Source organism: Caulobacter vibrioides OR37, from assembly GCF_000372645.1.
Lineage (GTDB): Bacteria > Pseudomonadota > Alphaproteobacteria > Caulobacterales > Caulobacteraceae > Caulobacter > Caulobacter vibrioides_E.
In genome coordinates this window covers 1-20,360 of the sequence record NZ_APMP01000038.1, presented here as the reverse complement: position 1 = coordinate 20,360, position 20,360 = coordinate 1, and the positions used below count along the sequence as shown (strand labels likewise).

The 20,360-nt window shown below is 68.0% G+C and carries 23 protein-coding genes, 1 other RNA gene and 1 pseudogene; 8 read left to right on the top strand and 17 right to left on the bottom strand.

The genetic code is table 11. From position 1 onward, the window contains the following. Positions 1-29: 29 nt before the first annotated feature. A pseudogene (locus OR37_RS19320) lies at positions 30-296 on the bottom strand (GNAT family N-acetyltransferase); the annotation flags it as partial. Then, the gene (gene fumC / locus OR37_RS19315; protein ID WP_004624154.1) at positions 296-1,687 is read right to left on the bottom strand and encodes a class II fumarate hydratase; all 1,392 of its coding nucleotides are present in this window, start codon (positions 1,685-1,687) and stop codon (positions 296-298) included. The pseudogene OR37_RS19320 and the gene fumC, both read right to left, overlap by 1 nt. A 228-nt stretch (positions 1,688-1,915) precedes the next feature. On the opposite strand from fumC, the gene OR37_RS19310 reads away from it, so the two are divergent. From OR37_RS19310 to OR37_RS19300, 3 genes are all read left to right on the top strand, one after another. Beyond that, positions 1,916-2,236: a YbjQ family protein gene (locus OR37_RS19310; protein WP_004624152.1), complete on the top strand. Its 321-nt coding sequence runs from the start codon at positions 1,916-1,918 to the stop codon at positions 2,234-2,236. A 1-nt stretch (position 2,237) separates the two neighbouring features. Continuing rightward, positions 2,238-2,777 (top strand): DUF1697 domain-containing protein, encoded by a 540-nt coding sequence (locus OR37_RS19305; RefSeq protein ID WP_004624150.1) that lies wholly within the window; start codon positions 2,238-2,240, stop codon positions 2,775-2,777. A gap of 107 nt (positions 2,778-2,884) precedes the next feature. Beyond that, positions 2,885-3,271, top strand: a complete 387-nt coding sequence (locus OR37_RS19300; protein WP_004624147.1) for a RusA family crossover junction endodeoxyribonuclease — start codon at positions 2,885-2,887, stop codon at positions 3,269-3,271. A 9-nt stretch (positions 3,272-3,280) separates the two neighbouring features. On the opposite strand, the gene OR37_RS19295 is transcribed toward OR37_RS19300, so the two are convergent. From OR37_RS19295 to OR37_RS21940, 7 genes are all read right to left on the bottom strand, one after another. Then, positions 3,281-5,470 (bottom strand): serine hydrolase domain-containing protein, encoded by a 2,190-nt coding sequence (locus OR37_RS19295; RefSeq protein ID WP_035017743.1) that lies wholly within the window; start codon positions 5,468-5,470, stop codon positions 3,281-3,283. Positions 5,471-5,547: 77 nt separating this feature from the next. After that, positions 5,548-6,315 carry a C13 family peptidase gene (locus OR37_RS19290; RefSeq protein ID WP_004624144.1) on the bottom strand — a complete coding sequence of 256 codons (768 nt, stop codon included), beginning with the start codon at positions 6,313-6,315 and terminating at the stop codon, positions 5,548-5,550. Positions 6,316-6,320: 5 nt separating this feature from the next. Beyond that, positions 6,321-6,794 (bottom strand): PaaI family thioesterase, encoded by a 474-nt coding sequence (locus tag OR37_RS19285; RefSeq protein ID WP_004624141.1) that lies wholly within the window; start codon positions 6,792-6,794, stop codon positions 6,321-6,323. Continuing rightward, the gene (locus tag OR37_RS19280) at positions 6,791-7,276 is read right to left on the bottom strand and encodes an SspB family protein (RefSeq protein ID WP_035017741.1); all 486 of its coding nucleotides are present in this window, start codon (positions 7,274-7,276) and stop codon (positions 6,791-6,793) included. Before OR37_RS19280 ends, OR37_RS19285 begins: the two co-directional genes overlap by 4 nt. A gap of 309 nt (positions 7,277-7,585) precedes the next feature. After that, positions 7,586-7,948: a transfer-messenger RNA gene (ssrA, locus tag OR37_RS21215) on the bottom strand. Beyond that, the gene (locus OR37_RS21555) at positions 7,912-8,196 is read right to left on the bottom strand and encodes an Atu4866 domain-containing protein (RefSeq protein WP_165570634.1); all 285 of its coding nucleotides are present in this window, start codon (positions 8,194-8,196) and stop codon (positions 7,912-7,914) included. The genes ssrA and OR37_RS21555 overlap by 37 nt, the downstream gene beginning before the upstream one ends. Beyond that, positions 8,193-8,342: a hypothetical protein gene (locus OR37_RS21940; RefSeq protein ID WP_004624138.1), complete on the bottom strand. Its 150-nt coding sequence runs from the start codon at positions 8,340-8,342 to the stop codon at positions 8,193-8,195. Before OR37_RS21940 ends, OR37_RS21555 begins: the two co-directional genes overlap by 4 nt. A 185-nt stretch (positions 8,343-8,527) precedes the next feature. Here OR37_RS21940 and OR37_RS19270 point away from each other — a divergent pair, with 185 nt between their 5' ends. Then, a complete protein-coding gene (locus tag OR37_RS19270; protein WP_004624136.1) occupies positions 8,528-9,436 on the top strand; it encodes an AraC family transcriptional regulator in 909 nt (302 codons plus the stop codon). Here OR37_RS19270 and OR37_RS19265 read toward each other — a convergent pair. From OR37_RS19265 to OR37_RS19250, 5 genes are all read right to left on the bottom strand, one after another. Further along, positions 9,384-10,253 carry a hypothetical protein gene (locus tag OR37_RS19265; protein ID WP_004624134.1) on the bottom strand — a complete coding sequence of 290 codons (870 nt, stop codon included), beginning with the start codon at positions 10,251-10,253 and terminating at the stop codon, positions 9,384-9,386. The genes OR37_RS19270 and OR37_RS19265 overlap by 53 nt on opposite strands. 12 nt (positions 10,254-10,265) lie before the next feature. After that, positions 10,266-10,823, bottom strand: coding sequence for an acetolactate synthase small subunit (gene ilvN, locus OR37_RS19260; protein ID WP_004624131.1), 558 nt, complete (start codon positions 10,821-10,823; stop codon positions 10,266-10,268). Positions 10,824-10,849: 26 nt separating this feature from the next. After that, positions 10,850-12,655 carry an acetolactate synthase 3 large subunit gene (locus tag OR37_RS19255; protein ID WP_004624129.1) on the bottom strand — a complete coding sequence of 602 codons (1,806 nt, stop codon included), beginning with the start codon at positions 12,653-12,655 and terminating at the stop codon, positions 10,850-10,852. Between the two features lie 100 nt (positions 12,656-12,755). Further along, entirely contained in the window at positions 12,756-12,803 is a 48-nt protein-coding gene (locus tag OR37_RS22015; protein WP_175582080.1) for a hypothetical protein, read from the bottom strand. A gap of 206 nt (positions 12,804-13,009) precedes the next feature. Next, a complete protein-coding gene (locus OR37_RS19250; protein WP_004624127.1) occupies positions 13,010-13,483 on the bottom strand; it encodes a CinA family protein in 474 nt (157 codons plus the stop codon). 89 nt (positions 13,484-13,572) lie between these two features. On the opposite strand from OR37_RS19250, the gene OR37_RS19245 reads away from it, so the two are divergent. Beyond that, complete coding sequence (locus OR37_RS19245; RefSeq protein ID WP_004624125.1) at positions 13,573-14,118, top strand: hypothetical protein; 546 nt, start codon at positions 13,573-13,575, stop codon at positions 14,116-14,118. Here OR37_RS19245 and miaA read toward each other — a convergent pair. Beyond that, the gene (gene miaA, locus OR37_RS19240; protein ID WP_004624123.1) at positions 14,105-15,013 is read right to left on the bottom strand and encodes a tRNA (adenosine(37)-N6)-dimethylallyltransferase MiaA; all 909 of its coding nucleotides are present in this window, start codon (positions 15,011-15,013) and stop codon (positions 14,105-14,107) included. The two genes, OR37_RS19245 and miaA, sit on opposite strands and share 14 nt — an antisense overlap. Between miaA and serB the strand changes: the two genes are divergently transcribed. The 3 genes from serB to OR37_RS19225 all read left to right on the top strand — a co-directional run bounded on the left by serB (position 14,994) and on the right by OR37_RS19225 (position 17,750). Next, on the top strand, positions 14,994-15,887 hold the full coding sequence (gene serB, locus OR37_RS19235) for a phosphoserine phosphatase SerB (RefSeq protein ID WP_035017740.1): 894 nt from the start codon (positions 14,994-14,996) through the stop codon (positions 15,885-15,887). The genes miaA and serB overlap by 20 nt on opposite strands. Then, positions 15,884-16,561, top strand: a complete 678-nt coding sequence (locus OR37_RS19230; RefSeq protein ID WP_004624120.1) for an HAD family hydrolase — start codon at positions 15,884-15,886, stop codon at positions 16,559-16,561. Before serB ends, OR37_RS19230 begins: the two co-directional genes overlap by 4 nt. A 91-nt stretch (positions 16,562-16,652) precedes the next feature. Further along, positions 16,653-17,750 carry an Mrp/NBP35 family ATP-binding protein gene (locus tag OR37_RS19225; protein ID WP_004624118.1) on the top strand — a complete coding sequence of 366 codons (1,098 nt, stop codon included), beginning with the start codon at positions 16,653-16,655 and terminating at the stop codon, positions 17,748-17,750. Positions 17,751-17,810: 60 nt separating this feature from the next. Here the strand turns inward: OR37_RS19225 and OR37_RS19220 are convergent, their stop codons facing one another. Together OR37_RS19220 and OR37_RS19215 are read right to left on the bottom strand one after the other, a co-directional pair. Further along, positions 17,811-19,109 carry an outer membrane protein transport protein gene (locus tag OR37_RS19220; protein ID WP_004624117.1) on the bottom strand — a complete coding sequence of 433 codons (1,299 nt, stop codon included), beginning with the start codon at positions 19,107-19,109 and terminating at the stop codon, positions 17,811-17,813. Between the two features lie 229 nt (positions 19,110-19,338). Next, positions 19,339-20,244, bottom strand: coding sequence for an SDR family NAD(P)-dependent oxidoreductase (locus tag OR37_RS19215; RefSeq protein WP_004624114.1), 906 nt, complete (start codon positions 20,242-20,244; stop codon positions 19,339-19,341). Positions 20,245-20,360 lie beyond the last annotated feature (116 nt).

The following is a 20,360-nucleotide window of genomic DNA, read 5'->3' as shown; positions in this document are numbered from 1 at the left end:
GGACGGGCGCGACGATCGCTTCCGTCAGTCCGGCGACGAGGTGTGCGGACATAGAAGCGACGCAGGCGGCGCGCCGGTTCAGAGGAATCGGGTTCGACGCTGAGCCCGCCGATCCCCGCCAGTTCTCCAGCTAGGAACGCGGCGAGGAGGGCCTCGCCGTCGTCTTGGAAGCGCGCGCCGTTCCGCCAGTCCTCGGCCAGGAGGGCCATGTTACGCACGCCTTCGCCGGAGGCCTCGGCGATAAGGTCGTCGAAGCCGTCCGGCGGTTCGTCGAACAGACGAACGATTTGGAGCATCAGCCCGGCGAGACCATCTTTTCCGGGCGGACGTACTGGTCGAACTCCTCGTCCGTCAGGTAGCCGCCGCCAACGGCTTCCTGGCGCAAGGTGGTGCCGTTCTTGTGCGCCGTCTTGGCGATCTTGGCGCAGATGTCATAGCCGAGGCGGCCGTTGAGGGCCGTGACCAGCATCAGGCTGTTTTCAACGCCGTGCTTGATGTTGTCGATGCGCGGCTCGATGCCGACCACGCAGTTATCGGTGAAGCTGATCGCGGCGTCGGCGACCAGGCGGACCGACTGCAGGAAGTTGTAGGCCATCACCGGGTTGAAGACGTTCAGCTCGAAGTGGCCCTGGCTGCCGGCGAAGGTCAGGGCGGCGTGGTTGCCGAACACCTGGACGCAGACCTGGGTCAGGGCTTCGCACTGGGTCGGGTTGACCTTGCCCGGCATGATCGAGCTGCCCGGCTCGTTTTCCGGCAGGGCCAGCTCGCCGAGGCCGGCGCGGGGACCCGAGCCCAGGAAGCGGATGTCGTTGGCGATCTTGAACAGGCTGGCGGCGACGGTGTTGATCGCGCCGTGGCTGAACACCATCGCGTCGTGGGCGGCCAGGGCCTCGAACTTGTTCGGGGCGGTCGTGAAGGGCAGGCCGGTGATCGCGGCGATGGCCTCGGCCACGCCCTCGGCGAAGCCGATCGGGGCGTTCAGGCCGGTGCCGACGGCGGTGCCGCCTTGGGCCAGCTGCATCAGCTTGGGCAGGGTGCTCTCGATGCGCTCGATGCCGTTGGCGACCTGCTGGGCGTAGCCCGAGAACTCCTGGCCCAGGGTCAGCGGCGTGGCGTCCTGGGTGTGGGTGCGGCCGATCTTGATGATGTCGTTCCAGGCCTTGGCCTTGGCGTCGAGGGCGGCGTGCAGATGCTTCAGCGCCGGGATCAGGTCGTGGACGATCTGCTCGGCGCACGCCACGTGCATGGCCGTCGGATAGGTGTCGTTCGACGACTGGCTCATATTGACGTGGTCGTTCGGGTGGACGGGCTTCTTGCTGCCCATCTCGCCGCCCAGGATCTGGATCGCGCGGTTCGAGATCACCTCGTTGGCGTTCATGTTCGACTGGGTGCCCGAACCCGTCTGCCAGACGACCAGCGGGAAGTGGTCGTTCAGCTTCCCGTCGATCACCTCGTTGGCGGCCTGGACGATGGCGTCCTTCAGGCCCGCGTCCAGCTTGCCCAGCTTGAAGTTGGTCTCGGCGGCGGCGCGCTTGACGACGCCCAGGGCGCGGACGACCGGCAGGGGCTGCTTCTCCCAGCCGATCTTGAAGTTGCCGAGGCTGCGTTGGGCCTGGGCCCCCCAATAGCGGTCGGAAGCGACTTCGATCGGGCCGAAGGTGTCGGTCTCGGTGCGCGTGGCGGTCATGCGGGCGATCTCCGGAAAAGCGGTCGAGCGCGGTCTAGACCCTGGGGCCAAGGTTCGCAACGCCATGGCGCCGGACAACGGTGTTCGTTATACCGAAAGGGACTAGAGCATTTTCCGATAAGTGTGAAACGGGTATCGGATCGAAAAATGCTCTAAACTTTTGATTTAGAGCCCTTTTTATCCGGTCTGATTGGATCAATCAGATCGGAAAGGCTCTGGGAGGCGCCCATGCTCGTCGTCACGACCAACGATCTGCCCGGCTATCGCATCGTCGAACATCTAGGCCTGGTGCGGGGCGTGACCGTCCGCTCGCGCAGCGTGGTCGGCAATGTCGGCGGGGCCATCCAGTCGATCTTCGGCGGCAATCTGTCGATCTACACCAAGCTGGCCGAGACGGCGCGCCAGGAGGCCTATGAGCTCCTGGTGCAGCACGCCCGGGAGGTCGGGGCCAACGCCATCCTGGCCGCGCGCTACGACGCCAACGAGATCATGGAAGGCATCACCGAGGTGCTCGCCTACGGCACGGCCGTTCGGGTCGAAGGGCTTTAGCTTGCCGGTCCATGTGGCGCTGCTGCGCTCGGTCAACACCGGCAAGCGCAAGGTGCTGAAGGAAGACCTGCTCGGCGTCGCCCAGGATACGGGTTTCCCCGCGGCCAAGACCTATCTGGCCAGCGGCAACCTTCTGCTGTGGGGCGAGGACCCCGGCGGTCCGGCCTTGGAAGCGCGGCTGGAGGACGCCCTGGCGGACAGGATCGGCTTGCGCACCGACTTCATGATCCGCTCGCCGGCCGAGCTGAGCGCCATCGTCGCGGCCAATCCGTTTTCAAGCGAGGCGCTGGACCATCCCAGCCACGTGCTGGTCACCTTCATGAAGACGCCGCTGCCGGCCGGCGACGAGGATATCCTGCGCGCGGCGATCACCGGCCCGGAACGCTTCGCGGCGCGAGGGCGCGAGCTCTATATCGACATGCCGATCAGCATGGCGGACTCGGTGCTTGACCGCGACTGGAAGAAGTCCAAGCGCGCGCCGGTCGGGACGGCCCGCAACTGGAACACCGTCGTGAAGCTCCTCGAAATGGCTCAGGCTTAGCCGCTAGGCGGTCGGGAAACGGCCCGCGACGCTGATCGGGCTTTCCTTGCCGGCGCGGTTCTGGTTCTTGGCCGGATCACCGCGATCCCCACCCGAGGCTCCGACGCTTGGAAGACGACTGGACCCACCACGGCAAGGTCCGCGCCCGCGAGGCGGGCGGCGAGCTCACTCTCGTGGTCGATGGCCTTACCACCCAGGGCAAGTACTACAAGCCGCTGATCTATGAGTTCTTCCGCAAATCGTGGCGGGGCTCGCGGCCGGCCTGGGGCGAGTTCAGCGTCGAGATCGGCATGGAATATGTCGGCGAGCCGCCGTGGATGGATCTCGACAACCTGGCGAAAGCCCTGTTGGACGCCATCAAGGGCTATGCCTTCCACGACGACGCCCAGGTCGCCCGGCTGCTGGTCGAGCGCCGGCCGGGCGAGCGCGAGCGGATCATCATCCAGGTGCGGAAGCTGAACTCGAACCTCATGCGACGGACGCTCGAGGGCTGACGCGCCGTATCAGAAGAGCGGGCGGCTCCACGGCAGCAGGTAGCCCCACAGGCCCAGCAGCACCGCCAGGAAGACGTGCAGGATGGCCGTATAGGTAAAGGCCGCCTTGCGACCGCCGTTCCAGCTGTCGACCCGGCGACCGCCGCGCCAGACCATGGGCAGGGCGCCCAGGGTCAGGACGCTCAGCACCGACGCCACCAGGGCGCAGGCCGAGCCGCTCAGCAGCCAACCGCTGGGCCAGCCGAAGAAAACGGTCGTCTGGTCGGAGGCCTTGGCGCCGAACACGGCCATGCAGCCGGCGGAGATCAGCCAAAGCACCGACTGCATGGTCTGCATCTGGCTGGCGCTGGCCTGGATGGGCGTCTGGCGCGCCTCCCGGCGGTTGCGGATGAAGATGCCCAGGATCGCGCCCAGGCTGGCCAGCAGGCCCAGCACCGCCGTCCAGATCAGCAGGCCGATCGACCGGAAAAAGCCGATCCGCTCATAGGTCGCGGTTCCGCGCGCGGCGTAGAAGCGGGACGGATGGTCGCCGTTGACGTCGAAGTTCAGCAGCAGCGGGCCGTCGACGGCCTTGAACACGCCCGGATGGCTGGTGCCGTTCCATAGCGTGCTGGTCCCGCCCTCGGTGACGGTCAGCCGGCCGTCGGGCGTGGCGCGCACCGTGGCGCGGCCGGTCAGGCGGCCGGCGAAGGCTTCCAGTCCGGTGTAGGCGCGGCGGGTCGTCAGGTATTCGCCCTCATAGACCCGCGCCTCGTCATAGCTGAGCGCGCTGACCGGCGGCACGGCCGGGGCGGGGCTGTAGAAGTGCTCGACGATGGTGGCCGGCAAGGTGGCGGGCAGGTTGGCGCCGCTGTCGGTGTTCACCGAGACGAAGACGCCGAGGCCCAGATCGGGCGCGATCACCAGGTTGGAGAGGAAATACAGCGTCGCGCCCGCATGGCCGAAACCACGCCGGCCGCCGGGAAGGGGGATGTCCTGGAAGCCGGCGTTCCAGCCGGCGGCCTCGGGCGTGGGCCGGTACATCGGGGTGCGGAAGGCCTGGGCCGTCTTTGGCGAGAAGATCGTCTTGCCATCGATCGTCCCGCCGTTCAGCAGCAGCGTCATGTAGCGGGCCATGTCGCCCGCGGTGCTGGAGGCGGAGGCGGCGGGCGCCACCTGGCCCATGAATTCGCGAGGCCGGACCTTCCAGCCCATCGGCGTCCACGAATAGCCGTCGGACAGGTCGGCGGCCAGGGCGTTGGCCATCGGCGCGGGCAGGCCATCCCGCCACGGACGCGCCTCGCGGAACGTCGTGTGGCCCATGCCGGCCGGAAGGATGATCTCCTCGCTGATCAGCTGCTCATAGGGCTTGCCGACCACGTTCGACAGGGCCGCGCCGGCCAGGGCCGCGCCATAGTTCGAATAGCTGGGCAGCAGGCCAGGCTCGCGCACCCGGCGCGGTCGCTCCTGACGCAGGTAGTCGTTCAGGGTCCGCACGCGGTTCGGATCGCGTTCGAAGAGCTGGCCCAGCGCGCGGTCCTCGAAACCGCTGGTGTGGGTCATCAGGTCCTTGAGGCGAACCTGGGTCTTCTTGCCCTGGTCCTTCACCTGCAGCGGCTCGGGCAGGTAGAGGTTCACCGGGCCGTCCAGGCGCATGTGGCCCGACTCGATCTCGTTCATCACCGCGATCCAGGTGAAGGTCTTCGAGATCGACCCGACGCGGAACAGCGTCTTGTCCGGATCGACCGGCTTGCGGTTGGCCAGGTTCGAGAAACCGTAGCCCTTCTTGAGCACCACCTGGCCGTTCTGGACCACCGAGACGGTGACGCCGGCGATGTGGTCGCGATCCATGGCGCGGCGCACGACGCCGTCGACGAAGGCTTCCAACTCCGGACGGGGCAGGGGCGTGACGGCGGCCGAAGCCGGCGGCGGGGCGGCGGGCGCGAGCTGGGCGGGCGGCGCGGCCGGACGTGCGGGCTGCGGCGTCGGCGCGGCTGGGGCGACAGCCGGGTTCGCCGCCTTCACCGTTGCGGGGCGAGGGCGAAGACGGTGCGGACGCAGGCTCGTGTAGGGACGGGGGCCTCCGGTCGGTCCAGCAGCCGCCGGCGCGGCGGTGGCGGGCGGTGTGGCCTCCTGCGCCCGCGCGTCCGATCCAAGGGCCGACCAAATAGCCATGAAGGCCGCCGCGAGGGCGGCCGCGGGCGAAACGCGCGACGTCAACGATGTCCCCTGGGTGAAGCGGAAACTTCTAGGGTTTGTGTAGCGTGCTGATCGCCAGGGTCAAACCCGATCGCCGCCTAAGGGGTTTTCGGTGGGGCGTGATTGAACCCATACAGCGGAAGCAGCGGGCGCAAGGCGGGGCCGATCCACATCTGCGGCTCGGAGGCGGGCTCGGCGCCGGTCTCCGTCTCCTTGCGCGCCACGCAGGCCTGGGTGGCTGTTCCGAGGGCCGCGAAGTCGTGCGCCTGGGAGGCCGAGGCCAGGAAGCAATCGTCGAAATAGGGATATCGATCGCTCTCGCCGCAGCCGAACGACGCGCGGTCGGGGCGGGCGGCGGTGAGGATCAGGCGGTCGCCGCGCTGCAACGGCGGAATGAAGACGCCCGAAAAACAGGCGGAGATCACCACGATGGAGGGACGATCGGGACAGGCGTCATTCAGCATAGCCGCCAAGCGTTGCGGACGCAGCAACTCCTGGCCGAGAATCGCCCCTTCGGGTCCGCCGTGCGAGCTGAGGTAGAAGAGACAGCCCGCCTTGGCGGTCTGGGCCTTGGTGCGCAGGGCCTGATAGATGGCCTCGGCGTCCGACCGGCCGGGCGCGTCGGCGGGATAGCGCTTGGGGTGCGTCGAAAACTGCTGGATGTCCGCCTTGTCGAAACCCAGCGCGACCAGGGTCTTGGAAACGTCTCGCCGGGCGTTGTCGAAGGCCTCGGTCGGCCCGCCGGAATGGGCGTGGGCGTCGCCAGCCACCACGACGGCCGTCCAGTTCGAGAACGGGCTCGCCCTGGCCGCCGGCGAGAAGATCAGAAGCGCCAGAAGTCCGATGACCGCCGCCGCGCCGCGCATGGCCGTCAGGGCTTCTTGAACTTGGCGAACGGCGTGGGCATGGCCGTGCCGCTGGCCTTGGCCACCAGGCGATTCTCGGCGTCGTAGAGTTCGCCCTCGGTGAAGCAGATCGTGCGGCCCCACTTCACCACGCGGCCAACGCCGCGCAGCCGTCCGGGCATGGCCGGCCGCAGGAAGCTGGTCTTCATTTCCAGCGTCGGCACGACGTGGGTCATGCCCGAGGTGATCATGCCGGCCACCGACATGGCCTCGTCCAGCATGGCGCAGACATAGCCGCCCTGGATCTGGCCCATGGGATTGCAGAGCAGTTCCGCCCGCGCCGTGAAGGCCACCTCGACCTCGCGGTCGGCCTGGCGAACGGCCAACAGTTCGAAGCCCAGGGTCTGGGATCCGGTCGGCTGGTTCTTGGACGCGCGGAACCGGGCGAGGATCGCCTCGTCCGTCAGGCTCTGAGGCTCGTCGGCGGCGACGTCGCTCATTTCTTGCGGAACTGGTCCAGCGAGACGATTTTCGGACCTTCCTCGCCGGCCGGGACCGCCGGTTTGGCTTCGGCCTCGGGTTCCGGCTCGGGCTCGTCCTCGACGATTTCCGGCGGCGCGAACTGCAGGGCGAACTGCACCGAAGGATCGTAGAAGCGCGTCACGGCCGCGTAGGGCACCGACAGGCGCTTGGGCTGGCCGCCGAACTTCAGCGTCACCGAGAAGAAGGTCTCGCCCGGCGCCAGGTCCCAGTACTGATGCTGCAGGACGATCGTCATCTCGTCCGGGTACTTGCTCAACAGATCCTGCGGACCCGAGACGCCGGCCGCCTTGGTCTTGAAGGTGATGTAGAGGTGATGCGGTTCGGGCAGGCCGCCGGGCGCGGCGGCCTTCTTCAAGGCCGCCTTGACCACGCCGCGCAGGGCGTCCTGGGCCATGGCCTCGTACTGCATGAGGTCTTCGGGCGGTGGGGTCTGGGACATGCGCTTTGAGAGTCGGTACTTCGAACGAAAGGGAGCGCGAGCGTAACCTGTCGACGGCGTGTCGCAAAGCCGTGTGACGGTCGAATCCGGTCCCGCCGTCTTCTCCCGCGTTCCTTCAGCGAAAAAGAGGAGGGAGCCTCGGCGATGTCGTGGAAAGTGGAGGGATTCTGTTGGCGGGCTCCCCCATTCCCCCAAACAAAAAAGAGGAGGGAGCCTCGGCGATGTCCTGGAAAGTGGAGGGATTCTGTTGGCAGGCTCCCCCATTCCCCCAAACAAAAAAGAGGAGGGAGCCTCGGCGATGTCGTGGAAAGTGGAGGGATTCTGTTGGCAGGCTCCCTCCGGGCCCCGCCTAGGGATCTGAACCCCTAGGACTTAAGAGGCGAATTCAACGGCGCCGCATTACGCGGCGACGGCGAACTCTTCAGCGAAGTTATCGTTCGCATTTAGATAAAGACCCGAAACGGTGGGTCAGGCCGAGAGAAAGCTACACCTTTACACGTCTGTCGATGCTGATCGGCCCCATACGGTCCCATGATAACTTGGGAGAGATTGGTGGAGCCGCCGGGAATCGCACCCGGGTCCAGTCCGCTTATTACGTGCGCGTTTATCCCCATAGTTCGGCCGAAGCCGGACGATCACAATATAGGGGCTTCGCGGTCGGCATGGAAGGCCGGACGCTCGACGATCCCCAGGCTTAGGCGACCGTTGGACAGCTTGCCGCTGACGACGGCGCCGTGATCCTCGAACAGCTTCAGGGTCTCGCCCACCAGAACGTAGACGCCGGTGAAGACCTCCGGGAGGCCTTCGCGGGTTTCGACGAAGCGACCGTCGGCGCGCAGTTCGAGGCAGATATGGCCGTCCGGCGAGGTCCAGACGCCGGAGACGGGAATGTGGGGCAGCACGGGTGCGTTGATCATCATCGGGCGGGGCTCCAGGCGGTCTGGACGGGCGTATGCGGGAGCGGGAGCACGGCGCTCGCGGCGGTCAGCGCGGCCGCCCCGCCCAGCAGGGCGGCGACGAACCAACGCGGAGCCGTCGCGCCGCCACGGGGCGCGTTGCGTCTCATCACGAGCTCGAATTTTGGGGTTTGCCGCGTCGGGGTGCGGAATGAGGTCACTATGACCGCTCGCCGGTCCAGGCGGTAGACCGATGCTCCGCCATGATTGCACGATCCTCCGGAAGCGAACGCGGTCGCGTGACGGAGGATCGTGCAAGGCTTACAACTAATCCCGCGCCGAGAAGGAAAATTCGATGAGCACGCGCGAGGCGCTGGCGGCCTTGATTGAACGATTCGCGCCGGGCGAAGGCCCGGTCGATACTTGCTGCCCCAGGGTAAACCTATACCGCCTGCACGCGCCCAGCGAGCCATCGCACGCCCTGCACGACCCGGCCTTCTGTGTGCTGGCGCAAGGCCGCAAGCGTGTCATCGTCGGCGACGCCGCCCACGAGTATGACGAGCGCAACTTCTTCCTGTCGTCGATCGACGTGCCGGTGACCGGCCAGGTGATCGAGGCCTCGCCCGAGCAGCCCTATCTCAGCTTCCGCATCGTCCTGGACGCCAACCTGATCAGCGAGATGATCATGGAAAGCGGCTTGGCCGCGCGCCTTGACGCCGCCGCACCGCTGGTCGGCGGCATGTCGGTGGGCGCGATGACGCCGCAATTGTTCGACGCCGTCTGCCGGATGGTCAGCCTGCTCGACACCCCCGAGGATGTGGCGATCATGGCCCCGCTGATCGAGCGCGAGATTCTCTACCGCCTGCTGACCGGCCCACAGGGCCCGCGCCTGGCCCAGATCGCCCGCCGCGACGGTCGCCTGCGCCAGATCAATCGCGCCATCGGCTGGATCCGCAAGAACTTCGACCAGCCCTTCAGTATCGAAGTCCTGGCGGAGGAGGCGCGGATGAGCACCTCGGCTCTGCACCAGCATTTCAAGGCGGTGACCTCTTTGTCGCCTCTGCAGTACCAGAAGCAGCTCCGCCTGCAGGAGGCGCGCCGGCTGATCCTGGTTCAGCGCCTGGACGCGGCCACGGCCGGCCATACGGTCGGCTACGACAGCCCCTCGCAGTTCAGCCGCGAATACGCACGCCTGTTCGGCGCGCCGCCGCTCAGGGACGTGGCGCGGTTGCGGGAGCAGCCGGAACAGATGGCGGAGGCCTGAGGGCGTCGGCGTCGCCGTCCGGGCCGATCGGGACCGACGCCGGCTGCGGGCGATTGTGCTCGCCGGGGATCAAGCGTCCGCCGGATCGGATCAGCGACTGATAGGCCGCGGCCTGCCGCGAAAAGTCCCCGCCGGGCGGCAAGGCCGCGTCGAAGCGCGGATCGCGGCCGGCCGCGGCGCCGACCGCCGCGGACAGGATGGGCGCGATCGAGCCGACCTCGGCGTCGTCGCAGGCGCGACGCAGGTGCCTGGCCTGGCCGGGGACCAGCAGGGTGACGTCCCAGGAAACGCCGTCGACGCACAGGGCGGCCGCCGCGCCGCCGCCATAGTCGACGATCACCGCGCGCGGCTGGCTCCAGGCCGGATCGGCAAGGACGGCGCCGAGGAGCGCGACCTGGGGCTCGGCCAGCTCCGCGTCGATGTCGACCCGGCGGCCGATCTCGGGCGTGCAGCAGCCAAGCCCCGCGCGCGCCTGCACGAAGGCGCGGCCGTCGCGGCGTCGGGTGACGCGGATCACGGCCTGACGGACGCCGCGCGCCGGGCGAATCCAGACCTCGAGCACGACCTCGCCGCGCCGGACGATTTGGCTCTGCAGGGGCTGCAAGCCCCAAAGCCGATAGAGCAGGGGCTCGACGCCGTTGTCGATCGGGACTGGCTGTTCGGCCCGGCCCAGGCGTCGGCCGCCCAGCGGGTCCTGCTCGGGCTTCGGACGTGGTGTTTCCGGCGTCCACCAGGCCGACGGATCGGGGGGCGGCGAGGGCGCCTGTTGAGATGCGGCGAGCGTCAGCCCGGCCATAAGTCCCGCCAGGCTACTCATCTCGCGCCTCCGCTACATGCCCTCGACGCCCCGCTCGATGGAAAGGACGCCGGTGCGGGAAAGTTCCACCAGGCCCAGCGGGCGCATCAGGTCCAGGAACTTGTCGATCTTGGACGGCGCGCCCGAAATCTCGAACACGAAGCTCTCCAGCGTGGTGTCGACCGGCTTGGCGCGGAAGATCTCGGCGATGCGCAGGGCCTCGACGCGGTCGACTCCCTGCCCGCGCACCTTGACCAGGGCCAGTTCGCGTTCGACGCCGTTCGGATCGCGGGTCACGTCGTGCACGCGGCGGACATTGACGACCTTGTTCAGCTGGGCCTCGATCTGATCCAGCACCTGGCGCGTGCCGCGCGTCACCACCGTGATGCGGCTGGTGTGGGCGTTGCGATCGGTCTCGGCGACCGTGAGGCTCTCGATATTGTAGCCGCGCGCGGCGAACAGGCCGACGACACGGTGCAGTACGCCCGGTTCGTTGTCGACGAGCAGGGCGAAGGTCGCGGACTGTTCCGGCTCGCCCGTGGGGCTAAGGTCGTAGGCCGAGGCGGGGGCGGGTTGGATGTTGCTGGTCATGTGTCGTTTCTAACCCGTGCCGCGCCTTAAACCAGCCCCGCGCCGGCCTCGCCGATGACGTTTCCGATATCCTCGACCTCGCCCATGATCATCTCGTTGTGGGCCTTGCCCGAGGGGATCATCGGCAGGCAGTTCTCGTGCTTCTCGACGCGGCAGTCGAAGATCACGACCTTGTCGCTGTTGATCATCTCCAGGATCTTGTCATCCAGCTCGGCCGGCTCCGAGCAGCGGATGCCGTGGGCGCCATAGGCCTCGGCCAGCTTCACGAAGTCGGGCAGGCTGTCGGAATAGGAGTGGCTGTAGCGTTCGCCATGCAGCAGCTGCTGCCACTGGCGCACCATGCCCATCCACTCGTTGTTCAGGATGAAGATCTTGACCGGCAGATCGAACTGGATCGCGGTCGACAGCTCCTGGATGCACATCTGGATCGAGGCTTCGCCGGCGATGTCGACGACCAGGCTTTTCGGATGGGCCAGCTGCGCGCCCAGGGCCGCGGGCAGGCCATAGCCCATGGTGCCCAGGCCGCCGGAGGTCATCCAGCGGTTCGGCTCCTCGAACCGGAAGAACTGCGCGGCCCACATCTGGTGCTGGCCGACCTCGGTCGTGATGTAGACGTCCTTGTCCTTGGTCAGCTCGTACAGGCGCTCGATCGCGTACTGCGGCTTGATGACCGAGTCCGAGGCCCGGTACTTCAGGCACTCGCGGGCGCGCCACTGGTCGATCTGGGCCCACCAGTCGGTCAGGGCGGCCTTGTTCGGCGACAGGTTCGCGGCCTTCCAGGCGGCGATCAGGTCCTCGAGGACCGAAGCCGCGTCGCCGACGATCGGCAGGTCGACCCGAACGTTCTTGTTGATCGACGACGGATCGATATCGATGTGGATCTTCTTCGATCCCGGCGAGAAGGCGTCGAGGCGGCCCGTGACGCGGTCGTCGAAGCGGGCGCCGACGCAGACCATGACGTCACAGTCATGCATGGCGTTGTTGGCCTCGAACGTGCCGTGCATCCCCAACATGCCCAGCCAGGCCGGATCGGCGGCCGGGAAGGCGCCCAGGCCCATCAGGGTCGAGGTGACCGGCGCGCCGGTCAGGGTCGCGAATTCGCGCAGCGCCGCGCTGGCTTTGGGGCCGGCGTTGATCACGCCGCCGCCGGTATAGAAGATCGGGCGGCGCGCATTGGCGATGAGCTTGACCGCCTCGGCGATCCGGCCCGCGTCGCCCTTGATCCGCGGCGCGTAGGCGTGGGTCGACTTGACCTCCTCCGGGCCCAGATATTCGCCCTTGGCGAACTGGACGTCCTTGGGAATGTCGATCAGCACCGGGCCGGGACGGCCGGTGGTGGCGATCTTGAAGGCCTCGTGGATGATCTGCGGCAGGTCGCGGACGTCTTTGACCAGATAGTTGTGCTTGGTGCACGAGCGGGTCATGCCGACCGTATCGGCCTCCTGGAAGGCGTCGGTGCCGATCAGGTGGGTGGGGACCTGGCCGGTGATGACGACCATGGGGATCGAGTCCATCAGGGCGTCCATGATGCCGGTGATGGCGTTGGTCGCGCCGGGGCCCGAGGTGACCAGGACAACGCCCGGCTTGCCCGAGCTGCGGGCGTAGCCCTCGGCCGCGTGGGTGGCGCCTTGCTCGTGGCGGACCAGGATGTGCCGCAGGCGCGGCTCATGGAACAGGGCGTCATAGATCGGCAGGACCGCCCCGCCCGGATAGCCGAATAGAACCTCGACGCCCTGATCCACGAGGCCGCGAACCACGATCTCGGCGCCGGTCATGGCGCGATCGGTGGTTTCGGCGGGAGCCTTGCTCTCGATGGTCTGGTGGGCGGTCATGGGGCGATCCGTGGGGAAGCGGGATTGAAGGTAGGCGGAAAAGAAAAAAGGTCCCGAAGGACCTTTGCGCGCGCGACCGAGCTACGACGTGACTTCGAGGTCACCCCGCGAACGGTCGCTCCATAAGTACGGTCATGGTTTTGCGCACGAGTCTTGCTCCAAAGCTACGGAAAGGGTCATGACATGCGCCTGACAGAGCGTCAAGGCGCTGATTGCCGCAAGGTTCTGCCTTTCCCGAGGGGCGTGACCTGACCGGAAACCGCCATGCCGAGGGGCAGGTTTTCTCCCGTCGCGCCTCCCTTGTGGCAAGGCCGCGCCGGCTTGGCCCCCGAGCGCGTGATTTTCTGGCCGGGATCAGGCCGCGCGCAGGGCGTCCAGCAGCAGCTTCAGCGCCGTGTCGCGGAAGGTTTCCATGTTGGCGGCCCGATCGCCGTGGCCGGTCTCGATGACCAGGCTCAGGTCCACCGGACCCGACACCGCCAGGCAGCAATGGCCGGCCGCGTCGCCGTAGGCGTTGCCAGACGGTCCCGCGGCGCCGGTCTCGGCGAGACCCCAGGTGGCGTTCATCCGCTGGCGCGCGTGGGTGGCCATGAACCGCGCATACGGTTCGCTGGCCGAGCGCATCTGGCCCATGTCCTCACGCGAAAGCCCCATCAGCGCCGCGCGCGCCTTGGGCGTGTAGACGATGGCCCCGCCGCGATAATAGGCCGAGGCGCCGCCCTGGCTCAGGAGCGCCGCCGAGATCAGGCCGCCGGCCGAGGACTCGGCCACCGCGATGGTCTCGCCCCGGGCCTTCAGCAGCGCGGCGACTTCTTCGATCACGGACATGGGCTGCTCCTCTTTGCGGAATTCGACATCCCCCGCCGCGATCTTTTCGTCCAGCGGGCATCTCGTCAGATCGGCGTCAACGTGCGCACATGGTCAAGCTCAACCTGGAGGTCTTCGTGTTTCCGATGCAAGCCGCTACGCCCCCGGCCGCGACCGCTGCCGCGCCTCAGCCCCCGCAATTGCTGCGCATGGCGCCGGTCTCGCAGAAGGCTCGGCAACTGCTGCTGGTCAAGGCCGCCAAGCGGGAGGCGGTGGTGGTCCACCAGCAGATCTTCCTGCGCGTCGCCGCCAAGCCTGGTCCGGTCGCCACGGCGCCTGAAGGTGTGACTGTCTCGGCCATACCCTGCGCCTGGACGGTCGAGTCCTATCTGCAGCGCGACATCTGCTTCTATTCGATCACGGGCCTTCTGGGCTGCACCGAAGCCATGACCAAGCCGCTGACGGTCACCGAGCGCGGACAGGAGGATCTGCCGGCGGGCGCGGTCTGCGATCTCTCGGCCAAGCCGATCGCCGCCGCCCAGGAGCGGGCCATCGCGGCCCTCGACCGCGTCAAGGATCAGACGCTGGACGAGGACTACCGGCTGGCGGTCAAGCCGCAGCTGACGGGGACAGGCGCGACCGTCACGGAGCGCTGACGCTTTCGCCCGAGAGCCTGGGCCAGTCGGGCGTCTGGTTGCGGAACCAGGTCAACTGCCGCTTGGCGTAGCGGCGGGTTTCCTGCCGCGCCGCGTCCAGGGCCTGTTCCAGCGTGGTCTCGCCGCGCAGGTGGGCCGCGAACTCGCGATAGCCGACGGCCTTGAGGGCGGGCAGGGACGGATCCAGCCCCCGCGCTTCCATGGCGCGCACCTCGTCCAACGCGCCTTGCTCGACCATGGCCGACAGCCGGGCGTCGCAGCGGGCGTAGAGCTCGGCGCGGGGCGGATCCAGAACGCGGCCTTCCCAGGAGCCCGGCCGCAGCGCCGGCTTGGTGTCGGTCTGCCACGAGGTCAGGGACTTGCCTGTAGCCATCGCCACCGCGTGGGCGCGCACCAGGCGTTGGCGGTCGCCGACCTCGATGCGGGCCTCGGCTTCGGGGTCGAGGGGCTTGAGGATCTCGCGGAACTCCGCCTCGCCCCGCGCCGCGTAGAGCAGGCCGGAAATCTCGCGCTGGGTCTCGGGCACCGGCGGCACGTCCGCCAGGCCATGGGTCAGGGCGCGGAAATAGAGGCCCGTGCCGCCGACCACGATGACGGGATTGCCGCGCGCCTCGATCTCGGCGATCGCTTGGGTCGCCGCTTCCAGCCAGCGGCCGACCGACCAGCCATCGGCGGCGTCGGCGACCTCGAACAGGTGGTGCGGCGCTCTGGCCCTTTCCTCGGGGGAGGGGCCGGCGGTCAGGACGCGCAGGCCCGCATAGATCTGCATGGAGTCGGCGTTGACGATCTCCGCGCCGGTCCATTCGGCCAATTGCAGAGCATGGGCCGACTTGCCGCTTGCGGTCGGGCCCGCGATCAGCCAGATGCGGGGCGCGATGTCCGAACTCTCCACCATTCCGACCGTCCTCACCATCGTTGGGGCGAACCCCGACGCTTACGCACAAGCCGTTTCGCGCGTCGAAGCCAGGCTGTCCAGCCGTCGCGACGACCTGGGTCCGCTGGCCGCCGACTTCTTCGTCGAGGACGGCGAGGTGGCGGCGATCCGGGGCGATCTGGCGGACCTGGCGGTCGACATCGCGATCCAGCCCGCGGAGAACCGCCGCAAGCGGCTGCTGATCGCCGACATGGACTCGACGATCATCAATGTCGAATGCCTGGACGAGCTGGCCGATTTCGCTGGCGTCAAGGATCGGGTCTCGGAGATTACCGAGCGCGCCATGCGCGGCGAGTTGGCCTTCGAGGGCGCCCTGCGCGAGCGGGTCGGAATGCTGAAGGGCCTCGGCGTCGACGCTCTGCAACGCTGCTACGATCAGCGGGTCCGGTTGAACCCGGGGGCCGAGATCCTGGTCCGCACCATGGCCCGGCACGGCGCGCGCTGCGCCCTGGTCTCTGGCGGCTTCACCTTCTTCACGAGCCGGGTGGCGGCGGCGGCGGGCTTCCACCTGAATCGCGCCAACACCCTGATCGAGGCCGACGGCGCGCTGACGGGTCAGGTCGGCGACCCGATCCTGGGCAAGGAGGCCAAGCTGGCCGCTCTGCGGGAAGAGACGGCGGCGCTGGGCCTGACCCCGGCCGACGCCCTGGCCGTCGGCGACGGCGCCAACGACCTGGCGATGATCGAGGCCGCCGGCCTGGGCGTCGCCTACCGCGCCAAGCCGATCGTGGCGGCCCAGGCCGACGCCAAGGTCGACCACGCGGACCTGACCGCCTTGCTTTACTTCCAAGGCTACAAGGCCGACTCATTCTTCAAGGTGGAGATGGGCCGTTGAGTTTTCCGCGTACCGTCGAAGGCGTCGTGTTCGACATGGACGGCCTGCTGCTGGACACCGAGATCGTCTATCGCGCCGCGATGATCGAGGCTGGACACGTCTTCGGCGTTCAGTTTACCGGCGAGATCTATGCGGCGATGGTCGGTAAGACGACGCCGGAATGCGCCGTGATGATGCGCGCCTTGTACGGTGACGACTTCCCGGTGCAGGCCTATTTCGAGCGCGTCTGGGCCGACGTGGAGGACCTGCTGGAGGCCGAGACGCGGCTGAAGGCGGGCGTGGTCGAGATCCTCGACTATCTGGACGATCTGGGCCTGCCGCGCGGCATCGCCACCTCGAACGGCATCGCCGCCGTCGAGCGCTATCTGGGCCGTTTCAATCTGCTGCATCGCTTCCACGTGGTGGTCGCCCACCACGACGTCGAGAAGCACAAGCCCAACCCGGACCCCTATCTGGAAGCGGCTCGGCGCCTGGGCGTCGATCCCAGCCGCTGTCTGGCGCTGGAGGACAGCCACCCCGGCGTCCGCGCCGCCCACGCGGCCGGCATGATGACCATCATGGTGCCCGACATCCTCGATCCGAACGAGGAGATGCACGACAAGTGCGTGCACATCGCCGACAGTCTGCACCACGTGATGGATCTGCTGAAGACGTCCGTCGAGGAGCCGGCCTAGTCGGATCTGTCTTCCGCGACCGGGGGACGCTACGCCCTTGTAAATCCTGTCGGCCGCGCGGATATCAGGCCCCCGAACCGGAGGCCGCCCCGTGACCACTTCCCTCGACGACGCCCGCGCGGCGCTGGACCAAATCGCCGACCCGGTCAGCGGGCGGGGGCTCGTGGCCGCCGGCCTCGTGCAGGGCCTCGTCGTTCGCGACGGCCGCGCCGGCTTCATGCTGGAGGTCCCGGCCAGTCAGGCGGCCCGTTACGCCCCCATCCGCGAAGCCGCCGAGAAGGCCCTGGCCGCTCTTCCGGGCATCGAAACCGCCCAGGTCGTGCTGACCGCCCAGGCCGCCGAGGGCGCGACCCGGGTGCGCAAGGGCGCCAAGATTTCCGAAGATCCCCAGGCCCGGATGGTCCCGCCGCCCGAAGCCGAGAAGCCCGCCCATGTCCGCCACGTGATCGCCGTGGCCTCGGGAAAGGGCGGGGTGGGCAAGTCCACCGTTTCCACCAATCTGGCGGTCGCTTTCGCCGGCCTGGGCCTGCGCGTCGGCCTGCTGGACGCCGACATCTACGGTCCCTCGGCCCCGAGGATGATGGGCGTCGACGGCGATCCGCTGTTCGAGGACGGCAAGCTCCAGCCGCTGGAGGCCCACGGCGTCAAGGTGATGTCGATCGGCTTTATCGTCGACGAGGGCAAGGCGATGATCTGGCGCGGGCCGATGGCCTCGTCGGCGGTGCGGCAGATGATCCACGACGTGGCCTGGGGCTCGGAAGCCCAGCCGCTGGACGTGCTGGTCGTCGACCTGCCGCCGGGCACCGGCGACGTACAGCTGACCCTGGTGCAGAAGCTGCGGATCGACGGGGCGGTGCTGGTGACGACCCCGCAGGAGATCGCCCTGATCGACGCCCGCCGCGCCGCGGCGATGTTCGAGAAGACCGCCACCCCGATCTTGGGCCTCGTCGAGAACATGGCCTTCTTCGCCGATCCTTCGACCGGCGCGCCGATCCCGATCTTCGGCGAGGGCGGCGGCGTGGCCGAGGCCGAGCGGCTGGGCGTGCCGCTGCTGGGCCGCGCCCCGATCGAGATCGCCGTCCGCCTGGGCGGCGACCAGGGCGTCCCGGCGGTGATCTCCGAGCCCAAGGGCCAGGCGGCCCAGGTCTTCGTCGAGGCGGCGCGGACGCTCTGGAACGCCATCCGCTGAACGCGAAAAGCCCGCCCGGATCGCTCCGGGCGGGCTTCGTCGCGTCGGTGATGCTTCGCTTTAGAAGCTGAAGCGCGCGCCGGTCGACAGCACGACGGCCGAGCCTTCGGCCGTGCCGCGCAGGTTGACGGTCGAGCCGGTGGCCGTCACGTCGGTGCGGTTGATGTTGCTCTTGTCGAAGTTGATGTAGCTGATCGCCGCGTCGAGCTTCAGGTTGTCGGTGGCCGTGTAGGTGGCGCCGACGGCGTACATCATGCGGTCGCCGTCCGGCACGCGGGCGGTGCGGCCGATGTCCGGCGTCGGGGTCGGATCGTACTGGACGCCGGTGCGCAGCGTCAGCTTCGGCGTGGCCTGGTAGTCGAGGCCGACGGCGTAGGTCGTCACGTTCTTGTAGTTCTGCGGAACGGTCGTCGCCGCGCCGGGGAACGCGATCCGGATGGCGTCGAACTCGCTCCAGCCCACGCGGCTGACCGAGCCGTTCAGGGTCAGCTGGTCGTTGACGGCCCAGCGGGCGCCGACATTGGCGATCCAGGGCAGGGTGATCTTGGCCTGACCGCCGACGTTGAAGTTGTTGGCGGCCGGGATCGGGGCCAGGAGGCCGGCGACCGAGACGTCGCCCTTCAGCTTCTGGTCGATCTTGCTGCGATAGCTGGCGCCGATCGTCAGGGCCTTGCTGGGGTGCAGCTGGGCGCCGACGGTGTAGCCATAGGCCCAGCTGTCGCCCTTCAGGGCCTGGACGCCGTCGGGCTGCAGCGGCGAGATGTTGGGCAGGGCGTTGGTCAGCTCGGCGCTGGCGCGCATCGCCGTGAAGCCGACGCCCAGGTCGATCAGGTCGTTGACCTTGTAGGCGACCACGCCGTCGATGTTGATCGTGCGCAGCTGCGACTTCAGCGCGTCATAGCGCGTCCAGCTGGCGGTGTTGTACTTGGTGGTGAAGTTGTAGGGCGCGGCGACCAGCAGGCCCAGCGACAGCTTGTCGTTGACCTTCCAGGCGCCGGACAGGTTCGGCACCAGGCCGTTCTCGATCGGCTTCTGGGCGGTGTTGGCGCCGCCGACCGGCGTGGTCAGGCCCGCCGGGGGGATCGGGTGAGTGATGGTCGAGCCGGTGTCGGAGACCTTGGACTGCACCAGCACGCCGTTGAGACCCAGATAGACCTCGCTGCGGTCGATGCCGGCGATCGAGGCGGGGTTCCACCACAGGCTGGCGACGCCCTTGTCGGCGACTTCGCCGGAATAGGCGCGACCGGTGCCGCGCACCGACTGTTCCTGGAGGTAGAAGGCCGAAGCGGAGGCCTGGGAGGCGGCGACGAGCGCCAGCAGGCCGACGCCGGCGGCGAGGCGGGTACGCGAGAGAGACATGTGACTGCGACCTTCTTGGGGAGGAAGAGGCCCGTCGAACGCCCCACGGACGCTCGAGGAGCGCCGCGTTTAACGCATCTGTTCAAAGACCGTTGCTATAAATTCGCCTTCGCGTGAATTTTGTCGGTTTTGTTAAAGAAACGGGGGCGCGAGGCCCCCGTATTAATCGCTGTTATGTCAAATATTGGCGAAGCGCCGCTGTTTGGCGCGCCCTTGTCTTTCCGTTAGGTCAGCCGCCGGCCATCTTGCGGAAGAACTTCTGGCCCTGCTCGCCGCCGTTGAAATAGGCCTTCTGGCCAGCCTCGGCGGTGATCTGATCCCAGTTGTCGCGCACTTCCTCGGCCGACAGGCCGCCTTCGCCCAGATAGACGCCCTCGGTCTCATAGATCCGCGACAGGGCGAAGGCGCCGGCGCCGGCGGTCAGGATCGCGCCGGTCGGAGCCTCTTCCGAGCACAGATAGACGACGCCCGGCGTGACATATTCCGGGGCCAGCTTGGCCAGCACTTCCGGCGGCATCAGGCCCTCGGTCATGCGCGTCGCCGCGACCGGGCTGATGGCGTTGATCTTCACGTCGTTCTTGGCCCCCTCGAGCTTGAGGGTGTTCATCAGACCCAGCACCGCCATCTTGGCCGCGCCGTAGTTGCTCTGGCCGAAATTGCCGTACATGCCCGACGACGAGGTGGTGACGACGATGCGGCCGTAGTTCTGGGCCTTCATGATGTCCCAGACCGCCTTGATCGGCTTGAAGGTGCCGAACACGTGCACCTGCATGACCAGCTCGAAGTCGGCCAGTTCCATCTTGGTCAGGGTCTTGTCGCGCAGGATGCCGGCGTTGGCGATCAGGATGTCGATGCGGCCCCAGGCGTCCATGGCCTGCTTGACCATGTTCGCCACGCCAGTGTCATCCGTCACCGACGAGCCGTTGGCGATGGCCTCGCCGCCGAAGGCCTTGATCTCCTCGACCACCTTCTGGGCCGCCTCGGACGAGCCGCCCGAGCCATCGACGCTGCCGCCCAGGTCGTTGACCACGACCTTGGCGCCCCGGCGGGCCAGCTCCAGAGCGTGCTGCCGTCCCAGGCCGCCGCCGGCGCCCGTCACGATCGCCACCTTGCCGTCGAAGCGGATGTCCGCCATGCCGAAGTCTCCCTCAAACGCGTGTTTGGTTCGGCGGTGTTGTGCGGCGCGGGAGAGGGCAGGTCAAGGGGAGCCGTCTTTTGCCGCGCGCGCGCTTTCGACTTCACGCGGCGCGG